The sequence below is a fragment of the Amycolatopsis sp. M39 genome, assembly GCF_001651785.1.
Taxonomy (GTDB): domain Bacteria; phylum Actinomycetota; class Actinomycetes; order Mycobacteriales; family Pseudonocardiaceae; genus Amycolatopsis; species Amycolatopsis rubida.
Genome location: NZ_LWSF01000001.1, coordinates 44,293 through 57,751, shown reverse-complemented (window position 1 = coordinate 57,751; position 13,459 = coordinate 44,293). Strand labels below are relative to the sequence as shown.

The window sequence follows — 13,459 nt, the reverse complement described above, 5'->3', positions numbered from 1 at the left end:
GTTCGCCTCGCCGGTCCGGGGTTGGTGTGCCTCCGGGACCGAACCCCCGGATACCCTGTCGGACCCCCGGAGAACTGCTCCTCGCTTACCTCGGCTATTACCGGGCCGCGCTGCTGCACGAGCTGGACGGCCTGGCTGAGGCCGAACTGCGCATCAGCAGGCTCCCATCGGACGACATCAGGGCGCTCTTCCGGAAAGAGCGCGCGGCGTCCCGCGAGATCGTGGGCCGGGGCGCGGCTTGAGGACATCTCCGGTGGCGGCGGGCGCTTCAAGGGTCCGGGGCGGGTGCCTGCGTTGGGTTGGATTCTGTTTCGTCTGTTGCAGGAGTATGTGGGCAGCTGGATATGGTGAGGGAGGAGTAGGTGGCTCGTGAGCGGCAATCCCAGTGCTAACCGCGACCAACACTCACGAGGCTGGGCTATGGCGATATGCGCATGATCCGTGGTTAGCTGCGGCTGGGAACGCCGTCGCGGGTGAAAGGTTGTGCGCATGCCGTACGAGGTCCAGGGAGTGGTGTCGCGGGCCAAGGGTGAGCCGGTCACGCTCGAAACGGTGGTGGTGCCCGACCCCGGACCGGGTGAGGCGGTCGTCTCGGTGCAGGCGTGCGGGGTGTGCCACACCGACCTGCACTATCGCGAGGGCGGGATCAACGACGAGTTCCCGTTCCTGCTCGGGCACGAGGCCGCGGGACGGGTGGACAAGGTCGGCGCGGGCGTCACCGATCTCGCACCTGGCGACTACGTGATCCTGAACTGGCGCGCGGTCTGCGGCACCTGCCGGGCCTGCAAACGAGGTAAGCCCTGGTACTGCTTCTCGACTTTCAACGCCGAGCAGCCCATGACGCTCACCGACGGCACGAAGCTGTCGCCCGCGCTGGGCGTCGGAGCGTTCCTCGGCAAGACGCTCGTCCACAGTGGACAGTGCACCAAGGTCGACGAGCGGGCCGAACCCGCCGTCGCCGGGCTGCTGGGCTGCGGCGTGATGGCCGGGCTGGGCGCGGCGATCAACACCGGGGCGGTCGGGCGCGGCGATTCGGTCGCGGTGATCGGCTGCGGCGGCGTCGGCGACGCGGCCGTCGCGGGTGCGCGGCTGGCCGGGGCGACCACGATCGTCGCGATCGACACCGACGACCGGAAACTCCAGTGGGCCAAGGACTTCGGGGCCACGCACACGGTCAACAGCCGCGGACTGAGCGAGGAGGACGTGGTCGCCGCGATGCAGGACGCGACGAACTCGTTCGGCCCGGACGTCGTGATCGACGCGGTCGGCCGCCCGGAGACCTGGCGGCAGGCATTCTACGGCCGCGACCTCGCCGGTACCGTCGTGCTGGTCGGCGTGCCCACGCCGGACATGAAGCTCGACGACCTGCCGCTGATCGACTTCTTCTCGCGCGGCGGTTCGCTGAAGTCGTCGTGGTACGGCGACTGCCTGCCGTCGCGGGACTTCCCGATGCTGGTCGACCTGTACCTGCAAGGCAGGCTGCCGCTGGACAAGTTCGTCACGGAGCGGATCGGCGTCGACGGCGTGGAGCAGGCTTTCGAGCGAATGCACCACGGCGACGTGCTGCGCAGCGTGGTGGAATTCTGATCCTTTTCGCCGACGCGGACTATCCGGCCGACCCGTACCCGGGAACCCGGCCGGACTGCTCGTACGTGCACCTCGACGGCGCGGGCCACGCCTTGGACACCGCGCCGCCGGGGTGGCGTTCGCGCACGCCGGTGCTCGCGTACGGGTCGAACGCGTGCCCGTCGAAGATCACCTGGCTGCGCACCCAGCTCGGCCTGACCGGGCCGGTGGTCGCGGCGCGCGTGCAGTGCACCGGGCTCGCCGCGGTGTGGGCCGCCGGGTTGCGGCGACGCGACGGCCAGCGCCCGGCAACGCTCGCCGCGCTGCCGGGCGTGGCGGAGAACCACTTCGTCTGGTTCGCGACGCCAGAACAGCTGGCGGTGCTGGACATCTGCGAGGGCCGCGGGAATCGGTACGACCTGGCGATGCTGGACAACGCCGACATCCGGCTGGACGGCGTGCTGCTTTCCGGAGTGCACGCTTACGTCGGTGCCGCACCAATCCGATTCCCGTTGCTGGTCAACGGGTCTCCGGTGCGCGTTGCCGACGTCGCCCAGGCGGACGCGGCGCTGCTGGCTGGCGAACCAGCGACCGGACACGGCCTCGCCTGCACCGTCCTGCCGCCGCAGCACACCTTCAGCTGACCCGCGGAATCGCGCGCACGGTGAGGAAGCCGACCGGTTCCCGGGCAAGGCGAGCATGCCGTTCCGGATCGGCCAAGGCGGCTTCGGCGGACGGACGTCCCTCGCGCAGCTGCTCGATCAGGAATCCGGCCTCGCGCAACTCCTCGCAGGTGCGCTCCAGCGGAGCCAGCCAGTACCGGACCCTCCAGCCGCGGCTCCAGACCTCCTCGATCACCCGGACCTCGAAGTAGTTGCCGCCGTGCCGGAGCCAGTCGCCGGTCGGATGCTGCCTCGACAGCACCAGCGCGCCGCCCGGCCGCAGCACCCGGCGGAACTCGCGCAGGGCGCCGACCCGGTCGTCCACATACTCCAGCGCGAGGGCGAACAGCACCTGGTCCACCGACGCGTCCGGCAGCCAGCTCAGCGGTTCGGCCAGGCCCTGGACGCGGAACTCGCCCGCCGGCACCCGCTCCCGGCTCAGCTCGACCATGCGCGGGCTGAGGTCGAACCCGGTCACCCGCGCGCCGCGGGCGGTCAGTTCTTCGGCGTAGAGGCCAGGACCGCACGCGGCGTCGAGGACGTGCTGCCCGGCGACGTCGCCCAGCAATTCCAGGCAGGCCGGGCGGTCGTAATGCGCGTTGTAGAACCCGTTCTGCGCGTGGTCGAGGAATTCGTCGGCGAACACTTCGTATTGCGGAAAGGAACCCACTGCATCGCTCACCCGCGCCAGTCTGCCCGCGCGGGCGCGTTCAGCAGAGCAGTTTTCCGGGGTTCAGGATCCCGGTCGGGTCGACCGCGGACTTGGCCGCGCGCAGCACGTCCAGCCCGATCCGGCCGATCTCCGCCTCCAGGTACGGCGCGTGGTCGAGGCCGACCGCGTGGTGGTGGCTGATCGTCCCGAGGCCGCTGATCGCCTCGCACGCCGCCGCCTTCGCGCGCTGCCACTGTCCGACCGGATCGGTGTCGTCGCGCGAGGTCAGCACGGTGAAGTACAGCGACGCACCGGTTTCGTAAGCGTGCGAAACGTGGCACATCACGATCGCCCGGCCCAGCGAGGCCACCAAAGCCGCGCGCACCGCGTCGTGCAGTTCGTCCAGATTGGACCAATAGGCCGCGGTTTCCAGGGTTTCCACGCACACGCCGAGATCCAGCAACGCGTCGCGCTGCCGCGGTCCGTTGAACCGGCCGTGCCGCCACGATTCGCCGAGCACCTTGCCGATCCGCACGGCACCGGAACACTTCAGCATCGCCGACGTCCGCCGCCGGCACCGAGCGACGTCGCCTTCCCAGCCGACGATCAGCAGGCACGGGTTCTTGATCCCGCGCGCCGCGAGGTACGTCTTGAGCGCCGTGGTCTTCAGCCCGGCGTTGAGCGAGAACGACACATTCGTCTCGTCCACGTCGGACAGCCGGGTGACGTCCGCCAGCGCGTGGTCCTGCGCGAGCTTCCGCACCGCCGCCGCTCCGGCCGCCCAGCCGTCGACGATCCAGCCCTCGTAATGCCGCTGCTCCGGCAACGGCCGGACCCGCAGCGCGACCTCGGTGATCACGCCGAGCGTGCCCTCGCTGCCGACCGCGAGCTGCCGCAGATCCGGACCGGCCGCGGACGCCGGCGCGACGCCGAGCCGCCACTCGCCCTTCGGCGTGGCCAGCCGGAGCCCGGCGACCATGTCCTCGAACCGGCCGTAACCGGACGACGCCTGCCCGGCCGAACGCGTGGCCGCGAACCCGCCGATGGTCGCGCGCTCGAACGACTGCGGCACGTGGCCGAGCGTGTATCCGTGCGCCGCGAGCAGCCGCTCCGCCTCCGGACCGCGCACACCGGCCCGCAGCACCGCGATCCGCGACACCGGGTCCACCGACACCAGCTCGTCGAGCCGCACCAGGTCCAGCACGACCACCGCCGCCTTGCCGCCGCGCAGCGCCGCGACCCCGCCGACCACCGACGTGCCGCCGCCGAACGGGACCACGCCGATGTCGTGGCGCACGCAGACCTCCAGCACGGCCTGCACCTGGTCCGGGTCCGCGGGCAGCAGCACCGCGTCCGGCACCGGCACCTCGTCGCCAGCCCGCGCGTGCAGCAGGTCCAGATAGGACAGACCACCGGTGCGGCCGAGCCGTTCCCCCGGGTCGACGAGCACGTGGTCCGCGCCGAGAAGTTCCTCGAATTCGGTACGGACGGGCACCGTCAGCGCGGACTCGGCGACCGGGCTGCCCGCGCCGGTTTTATCTCCTCGATCCGGACCGACCTGGCCGATACGCTGGCCAAGCCACCGGACCGCGCGGTCGGGCAGGCCGGCCGAGGCTCCGCCCTGTTCGGTCCACGAACGCCGGATGCGGTGGTTGATGAGATCGCTCACGACTACAGTGTGACATATGGACGTCAAACGTCACTCCCGACCGGGAGCGGCCCCTTCCGCACTCGCGGACGCCCGCAGCCGCCCGACCTCGGCTCGCGTCGCCGGCGACGAGCTCCTCGACGCCGCGCGCCGGTGCGTGCTCGCAGTCGGCGTCCGGCGCACCACGCTGGCCGAAATCGCCCGAACCGCGCAGGTCAGCCGTATGACGGTGTACCGGCGGTTCCCCGACGTCCGCAGTGTGCTCGCCGCGCTGATGACGCGCGAGTTCAGCGGCCTGCTGCAACGGGTGAACGAGACCGGCGACCAGGCAGCGCACGCGCGCGACCGCATCGTGCACCTGGCGGCGGCCAGCGTCGGAGCGTTGTCGGCCGATCCGCTGTTCCGGACACTGCTGGACGTCGACGCCGAACTGGTGCTGCCCTACATCGTCGAGCGGCTCGGCGCGACGCAGCACTTCGCCGAGCAGGTGCTCCGAAGCCTGCTCGAAGAAGGACACCGGGACGGCTCGGTGCGCCTCGCCGAGGTCGCCGCCCAAGCCCGATCGGTGCTCCTGGTCGTGCAGTCGTTCGCGTTCTCGCTGCGCCCGGCCACCGCCGACGTCGACGAGGCCGCATTGCTCGCCGAATTCCGGCACCTGGTCGAAGCGGGGTTGAAACCATGAGCACCGGATCCCTCAACGCGCGCCGCCGTGAACGCGAACTGTCCCGGCTGGTCGACGGCGAACGCGTCGACATCCTGGTGGTCGGCGGCGGTGTCACCGGCGCGGGCATCGCACTCGACGCGGCCGCGCGGGGGCTCTCCGTCGCTCTGGTGGAGGCGCACGACCTCGCGTTCGGCACGTCGCGCTGGTCCAGCAAGCTCGTGCACGGCGGATTGCGATACCTGGCGAAGGGCGAACTCGGGCTTGCCCACGAAAGCGCGGTGGAGCGCGGGATCCTCATGACGCGCACCGCGCCGCACCTCACGCGCGCGCTGCCGCAGCTTTTTCCGCTCTATCCGGGTACTTCCGCCGCGCAGCAGGCTTTGATCGCCACTGGCCTCCGGGCTGGCGATGGGTTGCGGAGAGCTGCGCGTACACCGTCGTCAGTGCTGCCTGGGCCGCGCCGGATTCCCGCTGCCGAGGCGCTGGCCCTGTCCCCCGGCCTGGCTCCCGGTGGGCTTCGCGGCGCTTTGCTGGCGTACGACGGTGCTTTGGTTGACGACGCACGTCTTGTGGTCAGTATTGCCCGTACGGCGGCGTTGCTCGGCGCTCGAATCCTCACGCGTTTGTCGGCGGTTTCCTTGTCCGGCAACGAAGCTCAGGTCAGTGATGGCGTCTCGTCGTACACGCTTCGCGCGCGTCAGGTCATCAACGCGACCGGTGTCTGGGCGGACACGCTGACTGACTCCGTACAGCTACGTCCTTCCCGCGGGTCACACCTGGTGCTCGCGCCGGAAACCGTGCGGGTCGGAGCCACGTCGGTCAACATCCCGGTTCCCGGCGAGACCAACCGGTTCGTGTTCCTGCTGCCGCAGCTCGACGGCCGGGTCTACTTAGGACTCACCGACGAGCCGGTATCCGGCGGGGTCCCGGATGTCCCGACGGTTCCCGAGTCCGATGTGGACTTCTTGCTGTCGACAGCGTCTTCGGTCCTGGACCGCCCGTTGACCGCTGCCGACGTGATCGGCTCGTACGCCGGACTGCGGCCGCTCGTCTCCGGTTCCGCCGGACGCAGTGCGGATCTCTCGCGGAAACACGCGGTAGTCACCGGTTCCGACGGCGTGCTCACCGTGATCGGCGGGAAGCTGACGACGTACCGACGCATGGCCGAGGACGCCGTCGATGCCGCGTTGACACACGCCGGATTGCCCGCTGGCCCTTCGCGAACCTCGAAGCTGCCACTGATCGGTGCCGCACCGCGCTCGCGGCTGTCGCTTGTGGACGCTCCAGCGCGGCTGGCGGCCAAGTACGGCACCGAAGCACCCCGCGTGGCGGCGCTCGGCGAACTGGAGCCGGAATTCGCCGCTCCACTGTGCACGTCGACGGAGATCACCGCGGCCGAGGTGGTGTGGGCCGTCCGCCACGAAGGCGCGACGACCGTCGAGGACGTCCTCGAACGACGCACCCGGCTGGCCCTCGTCCCTGCCGACGCCGAAGCCGCCCGCGAGCGGGTGGCCGAACTGGTCGAAAAAACGCTGGCCGGACTGTCCTGACTCCTGCGGCCAGCATCGCCCCAATGGGGCATTGGGATCTTCTCAGCAGGGCGGTGTGCGGCGGGTTCGCTGTCGGCCCGGCGCGGCCGGGTCGACTACTGAGAAAACCACCTTGGGGCGGACAACTATCGGCAAGGCAGCTTGACGGGTCGTTGGGTTTTTGCAACAGTGCGGTCCATGAGCCCGGTGCGGCGTGGCAAGGAGCTGCCGATCCACAACCGGCTGCCGGCGCTGCGCGCGGAGCGCGGGATGAGCCGGGCGGAGCTTGCCGAGGCGATCGAGGTCAATCCGCAGACGATCGGGGCGCTGGAGCGCGGGGATCATTACCCCAGCCTCGACCTGGCGCTGCGCATCTGCGCGGTGTTCGACCTGCCGGTGGAGGCCGTGTTCAGCCGTGCGCCGCGGGAGGGGGACGCGTGACGCTGGAGATCGACCGGGTCAGCAAGCGGTTCGGCGCGAAAACCGTGCTCGACGGAGTGAGTTTCACCGCGGCGTCCGGCGAGCTGTTCGGGTTCGTCGGCAGCAACGGGGCGGGCAAGACCACCACGATGCGGATCGCGCTCGGCGTGCTGGCCGCCGACTCCGGCGAGGTGCGGTTCGCCGGGCGACCGGTCACGCACGACACCCGCGCGCAGATCGGGTACATGCCCGAAGAGCGCGGTCTGTACCCGAAAATGAAGGTCATCGACCAGCTCGTCTACCTCGCCGAACTGCACGGCCTCAGCACCAACGACGCGCACCGCGCCGCCGAGTTGTGGATCGCGCGGCTTGGGCTCGGGCCGAAGCGCGAGGACGACATCCAGAAGCTCAGTCTCGGCAATCAGCAACGCGTGCAGCTCGCCGCCGCACTGGTGCACGACCCGGCGCTGCTCGTGCTCGACGAGCCGTTTTCCGGCCTCGACCCGCTCGCCGTCGACGTGCTGAGCGGCGTGTTGCGCGAGAAGGCGGCGACCGGCGTGCCGGTGGTGTTTTCCAGCCATCAGCTCGACCTCGTGGAGCGGCTGTGCGACCGGGTCGGCATCATCCGCGACGGCCGGATGGTCGCGGTCGGCACCGTGGACGAGCTGACCCGCTACGCCGGACGTCGGCTGGTGGTCACCGCGCCCAGCGCTCATCCCGGTTGGGCGGCAACGGTTCCTGGTGCCCGCGTCGTCGAAAACCGCGGCAGCACGACTGTCCTGGAACTGTCGCCGAGTGCCGACGATCAGGCCGTGCTCGCCGCCGCGCTGGCCACCGGCCCGGTGACGGAATTCAGCCACCGCCGTCGCAGGCTGGCCGACCTGTTCCACGACTCCGTCGCCACGCCGGGAGCACCTCGATGAGCCGGATCCGCTCCACCCGCGCGGTGCGGCTGGTGGCCAAACGGGAGCTCAACGCACGGCTGCGCACCCGGTCCTTTGTGGTCAGCACCGCGGTGATGTTGTTGCTGCTGCTGGGTTACGTGACACTGCAGGTCTTCCTCGCCCATGACCGGTCGACCACCGAAGTCGCGCTAGCCGGGCAGGCGCAGGGGATCGCCACGCAACTGGAGAACACCGACCGGAACCTCAAGATCGTCCTGGTGCAGTCCGAATCGGACGGATTGACCAAGGTCCGCGACGGTGACGCCGACGCGCTCGTGTCCGGCAGCGCTTCCCGGCCGCGGGTGACCGTCAAGTCCACTTTGGACTCCGAGCTGCGGACGACGCTCGACCACATCGCACAGCAACAGGTTTTGGACGCTCAGCTGTACTCCGCGAATCTCGACCCCGCCGCCGTGCACCAGGCAGTGTCTGCCACCCATGCCGACGTCCAGTCTCTCGAACCGGCGGATCCGCGAGCCGGGGCGAAGCTCGTGACCGGGATCGTGATCGCGATTCTGTTGTACGTCAGCATCATGACCTACGGAATGTTCGTCGCACAGGGCGTGGTCGAGGAGAAATCCAGCCGCGTGGTGGAGATCCTGCTCGCGACGGTCCGGCCGGTGCATTTGCTGCTGGGCAAGGTCATCGGGCTCGGCCTGGTCGGGTTGGCGCAGCTCGCAGTCCTCGCCGTGGCAGGTTTGGTGGCCGGTGGCGTTTCCGGGGTGTTCTCGATTTCCAGCGTCACGCTGGGAACGCTGGGCTGGGGTCTCGTCTGGTACCTGCTCGGTTTCCTCCTCTACGCCATGCTCTACGGCGCGGCCGGTGCGCTGGTGTCCCGGCAAGAAGACACGCAGGCCGTAGTGGGGCCGGTGAATATCGCGCTGGTCATCGGGTTTGTCGCGGGAATCAATCTGCTCACGCAAGCACCGCAGGGGACGGCGACGCGGGTCGTGTCGCTGATCCCGTTGCTGTCGCCGGTCCTGATGCCCGCGAGGATCGCGCTCGGCACGGTCCGGCCGTGGGAAATCGTGCTGTCTCTGGTGCTGACGGTCGCGCTGATCGCGGTAGTCACCTGGGCGGGTGCGCGAGTGTATCGGAATGGAGTGTTGCGGGTCGGCAGCCGAGTGCGGCTGGTTGACGCATTGCGCCGTTAGGGCACGCGACTCGGCGTGGGATCCGTGTGGCTATCGGCGAGGTAGCTCTGGTTGACCTCGATCAGCCCGTCGAGCGCGGACCGCGCCTCGGCGAGGCGATCGATCGCCGAGGACAGCCGACCGTGCTCTCGCCGCATCGTCGCCAGGGCACGGTGTGCCTTGCTCGCGCTGGGTTCGGCCATGCACGGCACCATCTCGGCGATGACCCGGGTGGACAGCCCCGCGGCCAAGAAGGCCCGGATGAGTTCGACCCGGCGGACGTGCTCGTCGGCGTAATGCCGCTGACGGCCCGCTCGCTGACCAGCAGCCCTTGCTCTTCGTAGTAGCGCAGCAGCCGCCGGCTCACCCCCGTCCGGGCGGACAGCTCCCCGATCCGCATGCCGCTCCCGCCTACGACGGGATCACCGAGATCTGGTTCGACGACGGGGCCGGCCACGACTCGTTCTTCGCGTCCGAGAACTACCCACCCGGACGAGGCGAAGTTCATCGATCTGGCTTCCGCCGGGACCATGGTCACCAGCGAGAAAACCGTGCTCTGAGGCCAGTCAAGCACCGCCGGAAACGCCAGGACGCACACGACTGGCGGATCCAAGTCGAGCATTTCGGTGCGAGACCGGGGAAAGCCAGCCTCCGCGAGCAATCCGGTTCCCGCAGCCGGGCAACCGGATCCGGCCACATGCCCAGCGTGTGCACAGCCAACGCGGCATCGAACGACCCTTCGCTGAGCGACAGATTCTCGACCCAAACGCACCCGGCCAGTCGACCGGTGGAACGGGAAGCGGGGCGAAGGCGTTACGCCGAGCCAGCGGTCAGGGACGTCGGCGTTGTGCTGTTCTGCCAAGAGATCAGCTTCACGCTGACCGAAATCGGCCGCTTCCCGACCGGCGGACAATCCGGTCGGCAGATGGCGAACTCGCCGAACTGACCGAGCAGCTGGCGGAAAGCAACGAACGGGCGCCCGACGTCAAGACTCGAAGTCAGCTTGTTTCCAAGCCGGCTGCGGGCTCAATAAGTTCGAGCACCGCACCGTCCTGTTTGTCGCGCAAGTAGGCAAACCTGGTACCCGCCGAACCCACGTCGCACGGCCGGGGCCGCAGGCTGCGCCGGTTCTCCGGGAGGTGATATCGCAGCAGCTCGACTCGATGGCCGCCCGGCGCGACCACGATGGCGATCGAAGTGTCCGCACCGGCGACCCGGTCATGCCCGCGGCGAACTCCCCGCCGAGATGCCCGCGCCGGGCCAGCGTGAAACCGAGCGTGTCGACCCAGAAGTCAGTGGCCCGGTCGAGGTCGGTGACCGTGCCGCCGGTCTGTTCTGCGGCGTGCACAGCGAAGCTCATGTGTCCACGCTAAGACCCCGTGATCGCCCCATACCGCTGCAGCGCGACCTGCCGCTCCTCCGCGTGCTCCACGATCGGCTCCGGATACTCCTCCGGACGCTCCTTCAGCACGTGCACCGCTTTCCCTTCCACGCCACGCAATTCCGGCACGTACCGGCGCACATAATCGCCCTGCGGGTCGAATTTCTGGCCCTGCGTGGTCGGATTGAAGATCCGGAAGTACGGCGCGGCGTCCGTCCCGGATCCGGCGACCCATTGCCAGTTCAGCTGGTTCGACGCCAGATCGCCGTCCACCAGATGCTTCATGAAGTGCCGCGCACCCCACCACCACGGCAAATGCAGGTCCTTCACGAGGAAACTCGCCACGACCATCCGGACCCGGTTGTGCATCCAGCCCTCGGCCAGCAACTGCCGCATTCCGGCGTCGACGATCGGGTAGCCGGTCCGCCCCTCGCACCACAGCGCGAACATCTCCTGCGCGGTTTTTCCGGTGTCGTAACGCATTCCGTCGAACCGCCGGTCATAGTTCCGCCGCGCGGTTTCCGGCCGGTTCCACAGGACGTCGGCGTGAAACTCGCGCCAGCACAGTTCGGACCGCAGTGCCTGCGCACCCTCGGACCGCTTCCCGGCCAGGTCGGCCAGCATCGTCCGCGGATGGATCGCGCCCCAGCGCAGATAGGGGGAAAGCTTTGTGGTGCCAGCATGGTCCGGACGATCGCGTTCCGTCGCGTAATCCGCGAGACCGGCGGAGAGAAAATCCTCCCACCCGGATAACGCGGCTTCCTCGCCAGCTGGCGGAAGCTCGCACTCCACCTCCGGCGTTTCCGGCAGGGACTCGGAGGAAGAAGGCTTTATCCAGTCCACAATAGACACATTCGTATCCGCCGGACGAGGCCAGCCGTGCTGCGCCCAAGCACGATAGAAGGGAGTGAACACCCGATACGGCGTCCCGTCCGGCTTAGTTACCCGCCCCGGCGTCACGGCGTACGGCGAACCTGTCGGCACCCACTGAATTCGATGCTCCGCCAAGGATTCAGCCACGGCATCGTCGCGCTCGCGCCCGTATGGTGCGGTATCCGCAGAGACGTGTACCGCCGCCGCCCGGATCTCCCGTGCGGCGGCCACGACTTCCCGCACCGGATCGCCGTAGCGCACCATCAATCGGCCGGACAACGCTTTGTCCAGCTCCCGCAAGGAATTCAGCAGGAATGCGACCCGCGGCGAACCGGCCGGTTTGAGCAGCCGGTCGTCCAGCACGTACAGCGCCAGAATGCGTTTGCTGTGCTTGGCCGCCTCGAACAGGGCGGCATGGTCTCGCAACCGCAGATCCCGGCGGAACCACAGCACGACCGGCGCTTCCATCGTCATGCCGCCCAACGATAAACGCCCCGCCGCGCAAAGGCACGGCGGGGCGTTTCACCAAGCAGGGATTCAGCGCTCCGACATCGGGGTGTAGTCCCGGGACTCGTAGCCGGTGTAGATCTGGCGCGGGCGGCCGATCTTCGTCTGCGGGTCGTTGATCATCTCGCGCCAGTGCGCGATCCAGCCGGGAAGGCGGCCGAGCGCGAACAGCACGGTGAAGAACTTCGTCGGGAACCCGAGCGCGCGATAGATCAGACCGGTGTAGAAGTCCACGTTCGGGTACAGCTTGCGCTCGACGAAGTAGTCGTCGGACAGCGCGGTTTCCTCGAGCTTCTTGGCGATGTCGAGCAGCTGGTCGCCGCCCTTGAGCTTGCCGAGAATCTCGTCCGCGGTGTTCTTGATGATCTTCGCGCGCGGGTCGTAGTTCTTGTAGACGCGGTGCCCGAAGCCCATGAGCTTGACACCTTTTTCCTTGTTCTTCACGCGGTTGACGAACGTCGCGACATCGCCGCCGTCGTCGCGGATGCCCTCGAGCATCTCCAGCACCGCCGCGTTCGCACCGCCGTGCAGCGGGCCGAACAGCGCGTTGATGCCCGCCGAGATGCTGGCGAACAGGTTCGCCTCGGACGAGCCGACGAGCCGCACCGTGGAGGTGGAGCAGTTCTGCTCGTGGTCGGCGTGCAGGATGAACAGCAGGTCGAGCGCCTTCGCCACGTCCGGGTCGACCTCGTACGGCTCGGCCGGGAAGCCGAACGTCATCCGCAGGAAGTTCTCCACCAGGCCCAGCGAGTTGTCCGGGTACAGCAGCGGCTGGCCGACGGACTTCTTGTACGCGTACGCCGCGAGCGTCGGCACCTTCGCCAGCAGGCGGATAGTGGACAGCTCGACGTTGGGCTCGTCGAACGGGTTCAGCGAGTCCTGGTAGAAGGTCGACAGCGCGGAAACGGCGCTGGAGAGCACCGGCATCGGGTGCGCGTCGCGCGGGAAGCCGGAGAAGAACGCCTTGAGGTCCTCGTGCAGCAGGGTGTGCCGCTGGATCCGCTCGGTGAAGTCGGCCAGCTGGGCCTCGGTCGGCAGCTCGCCGTAGATGAGCAGGTAGGACACCTCGATGAAGGTGGACTTCTCCGCCAGCTGCTCGATCGGGTAGCCGCGGTAGCGCAGGATGCCCGCATCACCGTCGATGTAGGTGATGGCCGACGACGCGGCGCCGGTGTTGACGAACCCGGGGTCATAGGTGATGTACCCCGTCTGCGCCAGCAGCTTTCCCAGCTCGATCCCCGGCGCGCCCTCGACCGGGTTGACGACCTTGAACTCGTGCTCGCCACTCGGCAGGCGCAGCGTCGCGGTTTCGCCGCCGGACTGCCCCGCATTCGTCGCGTCGGACATGCAGGTCCCTCTCACGTTGGGCACGGGACGGCGGCGCCTGCAAGGTTCCGCAGTAGCCACGTGTTCACGCGAGGAAACACGCGCCTCGCTGCACACCGCCCCGCTGGGTATGAATTCACCACTACGCTAGTCG

General features: G+C 68.8%; 14 protein-coding genes and 1 pseudogene. 8 read left to right on the top strand and 7 right to left on the bottom strand.

Annotated features, from left to right (window positions below; all coding sequences use genetic code 11):
• Nucleotides 1-489 precede the first annotated feature (489 nt).
• Both A4R44_RS00285 and A4R44_RS00280 read left to right on the top strand, forming a co-directional pair.
• Entirely contained in the window at nucleotides 490-1,587 is a 1,098-nt protein-coding gene (locus tag A4R44_RS00285) for an S-(hydroxymethyl)mycothiol dehydrogenase (protein WP_067575261.1), read from the top strand.
• Nucleotides 1,588-1,652: 65 nt separating this feature from the next.
• On the top strand, nucleotides 1,653-2,210 hold the full coding sequence (locus A4R44_RS00280) for a hypothetical protein (RefSeq protein ID WP_067575259.1): 558 nt from the start codon (nucleotides 1,653-1,655) through the stop codon (nucleotides 2,208-2,210).
• Here A4R44_RS00280 and A4R44_RS00275 read toward each other — a convergent pair.
• Nucleotides 2,203-2,910 carry a class I SAM-dependent methyltransferase gene (locus A4R44_RS00275; protein ID WP_067575257.1) on the bottom strand — a complete coding sequence of 236 codons (708 nt, stop codon included), beginning with the start codon at nucleotides 2,908-2,910 and terminating at the stop codon, nucleotides 2,203-2,205. The genes A4R44_RS00280 and A4R44_RS00275 overlap by 8 nt on opposite strands.
• Before the next feature lie 28 nt (nucleotides 2,911-2,938).
• Nucleotides 2,939-4,549: an FAD-binding oxidoreductase gene (locus A4R44_RS00270; RefSeq protein WP_232791449.1), complete on the bottom strand. Its 1,611-nt coding sequence runs from the start codon at nucleotides 4,547-4,549 to the stop codon at nucleotides 2,939-2,941.
• 16 nt (nucleotides 4,550-4,565) lie between these two features.
• On the opposite strand from A4R44_RS00270, the gene A4R44_RS00265 reads away from it, so the two are divergent.
• From A4R44_RS00265 to A4R44_RS00245, 5 genes are all read left to right on the top strand, one after another.
• Nucleotides 4,566-5,210, top strand: a complete 645-nt coding sequence (locus A4R44_RS00265) for a TetR/AcrR family transcriptional regulator (RefSeq protein WP_067575255.1) — start codon at nucleotides 4,566-4,568, stop codon at nucleotides 5,208-5,210.
• The gene (locus tag A4R44_RS00260; protein WP_067575253.1) at nucleotides 5,207-6,742 is read left to right on the top strand and encodes a glycerol-3-phosphate dehydrogenase/oxidase; all 1,536 of its coding nucleotides are present in this window, start codon (nucleotides 5,207-5,209) and stop codon (nucleotides 6,740-6,742) included. Before A4R44_RS00265 ends, A4R44_RS00260 begins: the two co-directional genes overlap by 4 nt.
• Before the next feature lie 177 nt (nucleotides 6,743-6,919).
• Entirely contained in the window at nucleotides 6,920-7,162 is a 243-nt protein-coding gene (locus A4R44_RS00255) for a helix-turn-helix transcriptional regulator (protein ID WP_067575251.1), read from the top strand.
• A 2-nt stretch (nucleotides 7,163-7,164) separates the two neighbouring features.
• Nucleotides 7,165-8,064, top strand: coding sequence for an ABC transporter ATP-binding protein (locus A4R44_RS00250; RefSeq protein ID WP_202507431.1), 900 nt, complete (start codon nucleotides 7,165-7,167; stop codon nucleotides 8,062-8,064).
• Complete coding sequence (locus A4R44_RS00245) at nucleotides 8,061-9,239, top strand: ABC transporter permease (protein ID WP_067575248.1); 1,179 nt, start codon at nucleotides 8,061-8,063, stop codon at nucleotides 9,237-9,239. The genes A4R44_RS00250 and A4R44_RS00245 overlap by 4 nt, the downstream gene beginning before the upstream one ends.
• On the opposite strand, the gene A4R44_RS52130 is transcribed toward A4R44_RS00245, so the two are convergent.
• Together A4R44_RS52130 and A4R44_RS52125 are read right to left on the bottom strand one after the other, a co-directional pair.
• Nucleotides 9,236-9,421: a hypothetical protein gene (locus tag A4R44_RS52130; protein ID WP_237440076.1), complete on the bottom strand. Its 186-nt coding sequence runs from the start codon at nucleotides 9,419-9,421 to the stop codon at nucleotides 9,236-9,238. The two genes, A4R44_RS00245 and A4R44_RS52130, sit on opposite strands and share 4 nt — an antisense overlap.
• Before the next feature lie 66 nt (nucleotides 9,422-9,487).
• Nucleotides 9,488-9,618, bottom strand: a pseudogene (locus A4R44_RS52125) (MerR family transcriptional regulator); the annotation flags it as partial.
• A 387-nt stretch (nucleotides 9,619-10,005) separates the two neighbouring features.
• On the opposite strand from A4R44_RS52125, the gene A4R44_RS49835 reads away from it, so the two are divergent.
• Nucleotides 10,006-10,164 carry a hypothetical protein gene (locus A4R44_RS49835; protein ID WP_232791448.1) on the top strand — a complete coding sequence of 53 codons (159 nt, stop codon included), beginning with the start codon at nucleotides 10,006-10,008 and terminating at the stop codon, nucleotides 10,162-10,164.
• A gap of 39 nt (nucleotides 10,165-10,203) precedes the next feature.
• On the opposite strand, the gene A4R44_RS48735 is transcribed toward A4R44_RS49835, so the two are convergent.
• The 3 genes from A4R44_RS48735 to A4R44_RS00230 all read right to left on the bottom strand — a co-directional run bounded on the left by A4R44_RS48735 (nucleotide 10,204) and on the right by A4R44_RS00230 (nucleotide 13,326).
• The gene (locus A4R44_RS48735; RefSeq protein ID WP_161269684.1) at nucleotides 10,204-10,578 is read right to left on the bottom strand and encodes a VOC family protein; all 375 of its coding nucleotides are present in this window, start codon (nucleotides 10,576-10,578) and stop codon (nucleotides 10,204-10,206) included.
• A 9-nt stretch (nucleotides 10,579-10,587) separates the two neighbouring features.
• Entirely contained in the window at nucleotides 10,588-11,946 is a 1,359-nt protein-coding gene (locus A4R44_RS00235) for a deoxyribodipyrimidine photo-lyase (RefSeq protein ID WP_067575246.1), read from the bottom strand.
• A gap of 63 nt (nucleotides 11,947-12,009) precedes the next feature.
• Entirely contained in the window at nucleotides 12,010-13,326 is a 1,317-nt protein-coding gene (locus A4R44_RS00230) for a citrate synthase (RefSeq protein WP_067575243.1), read from the bottom strand.
• Nucleotides 13,327-13,459 lie beyond the last annotated feature (133 nt).

Coding starts and splice junctions, on each gene's coding strand:
- A4R44_RS00285 (WP_067575261.1), top strand. CDS start 490: ATGCCGTACGAGGTCCAGGGAGTGGTGTCGCGGGCCAAGGGTGAGCCG.
- A4R44_RS00265 (WP_067575255.1), top strand. CDS start 4,566: ATGGACGTCAAACGTCACTCCCGACCGGGAGCGGCCCCTTCCGCACTC.
- A4R44_RS00260 (WP_067575253.1), top strand. CDS start 5,207: ATGAGCACCGGATCCCTCAACGCGCGCCGCCGTGAACGCGAACTGTCC.
- A4R44_RS00255 (WP_067575251.1), top strand. CDS start 6,920: ATGAGCCCGGTGCGGCGTGGCAAGGAGCTGCCGATCCACAACCGGCTG.
- A4R44_RS00245 (WP_067575248.1), top strand. CDS start 8,061: ATGAGCCGGATCCGCTCCACCCGCGCGGTGCGGCTGGTGGCCAAACGG.
- A4R44_RS52130 (WP_237440076.1), bottom strand. CDS start 9,421: ATGGCCGAACCCAGCGCGAGCAAGGCACACCGTGCCCTGGCGACGATG.
- A4R44_RS48735 (WP_161269684.1), bottom strand. CDS start 10,578: ATGAGCTTCGCTGTGCACGCCGCAGAACAGACCGGCGGCACGGTCACC.
- A4R44_RS00235 (WP_067575246.1), bottom strand. CDS start 11,946: ATGACGATGGAAGCGCCGGTCGTGCTGTGGTTCCGCCGGGATCTGCGG.
- A4R44_RS00230 (WP_067575243.1), bottom strand. CDS start 13,326: ATGTCCGACGCGACGAATGCGGGGCAGTCCGGCGGCGAAACCGCGACG.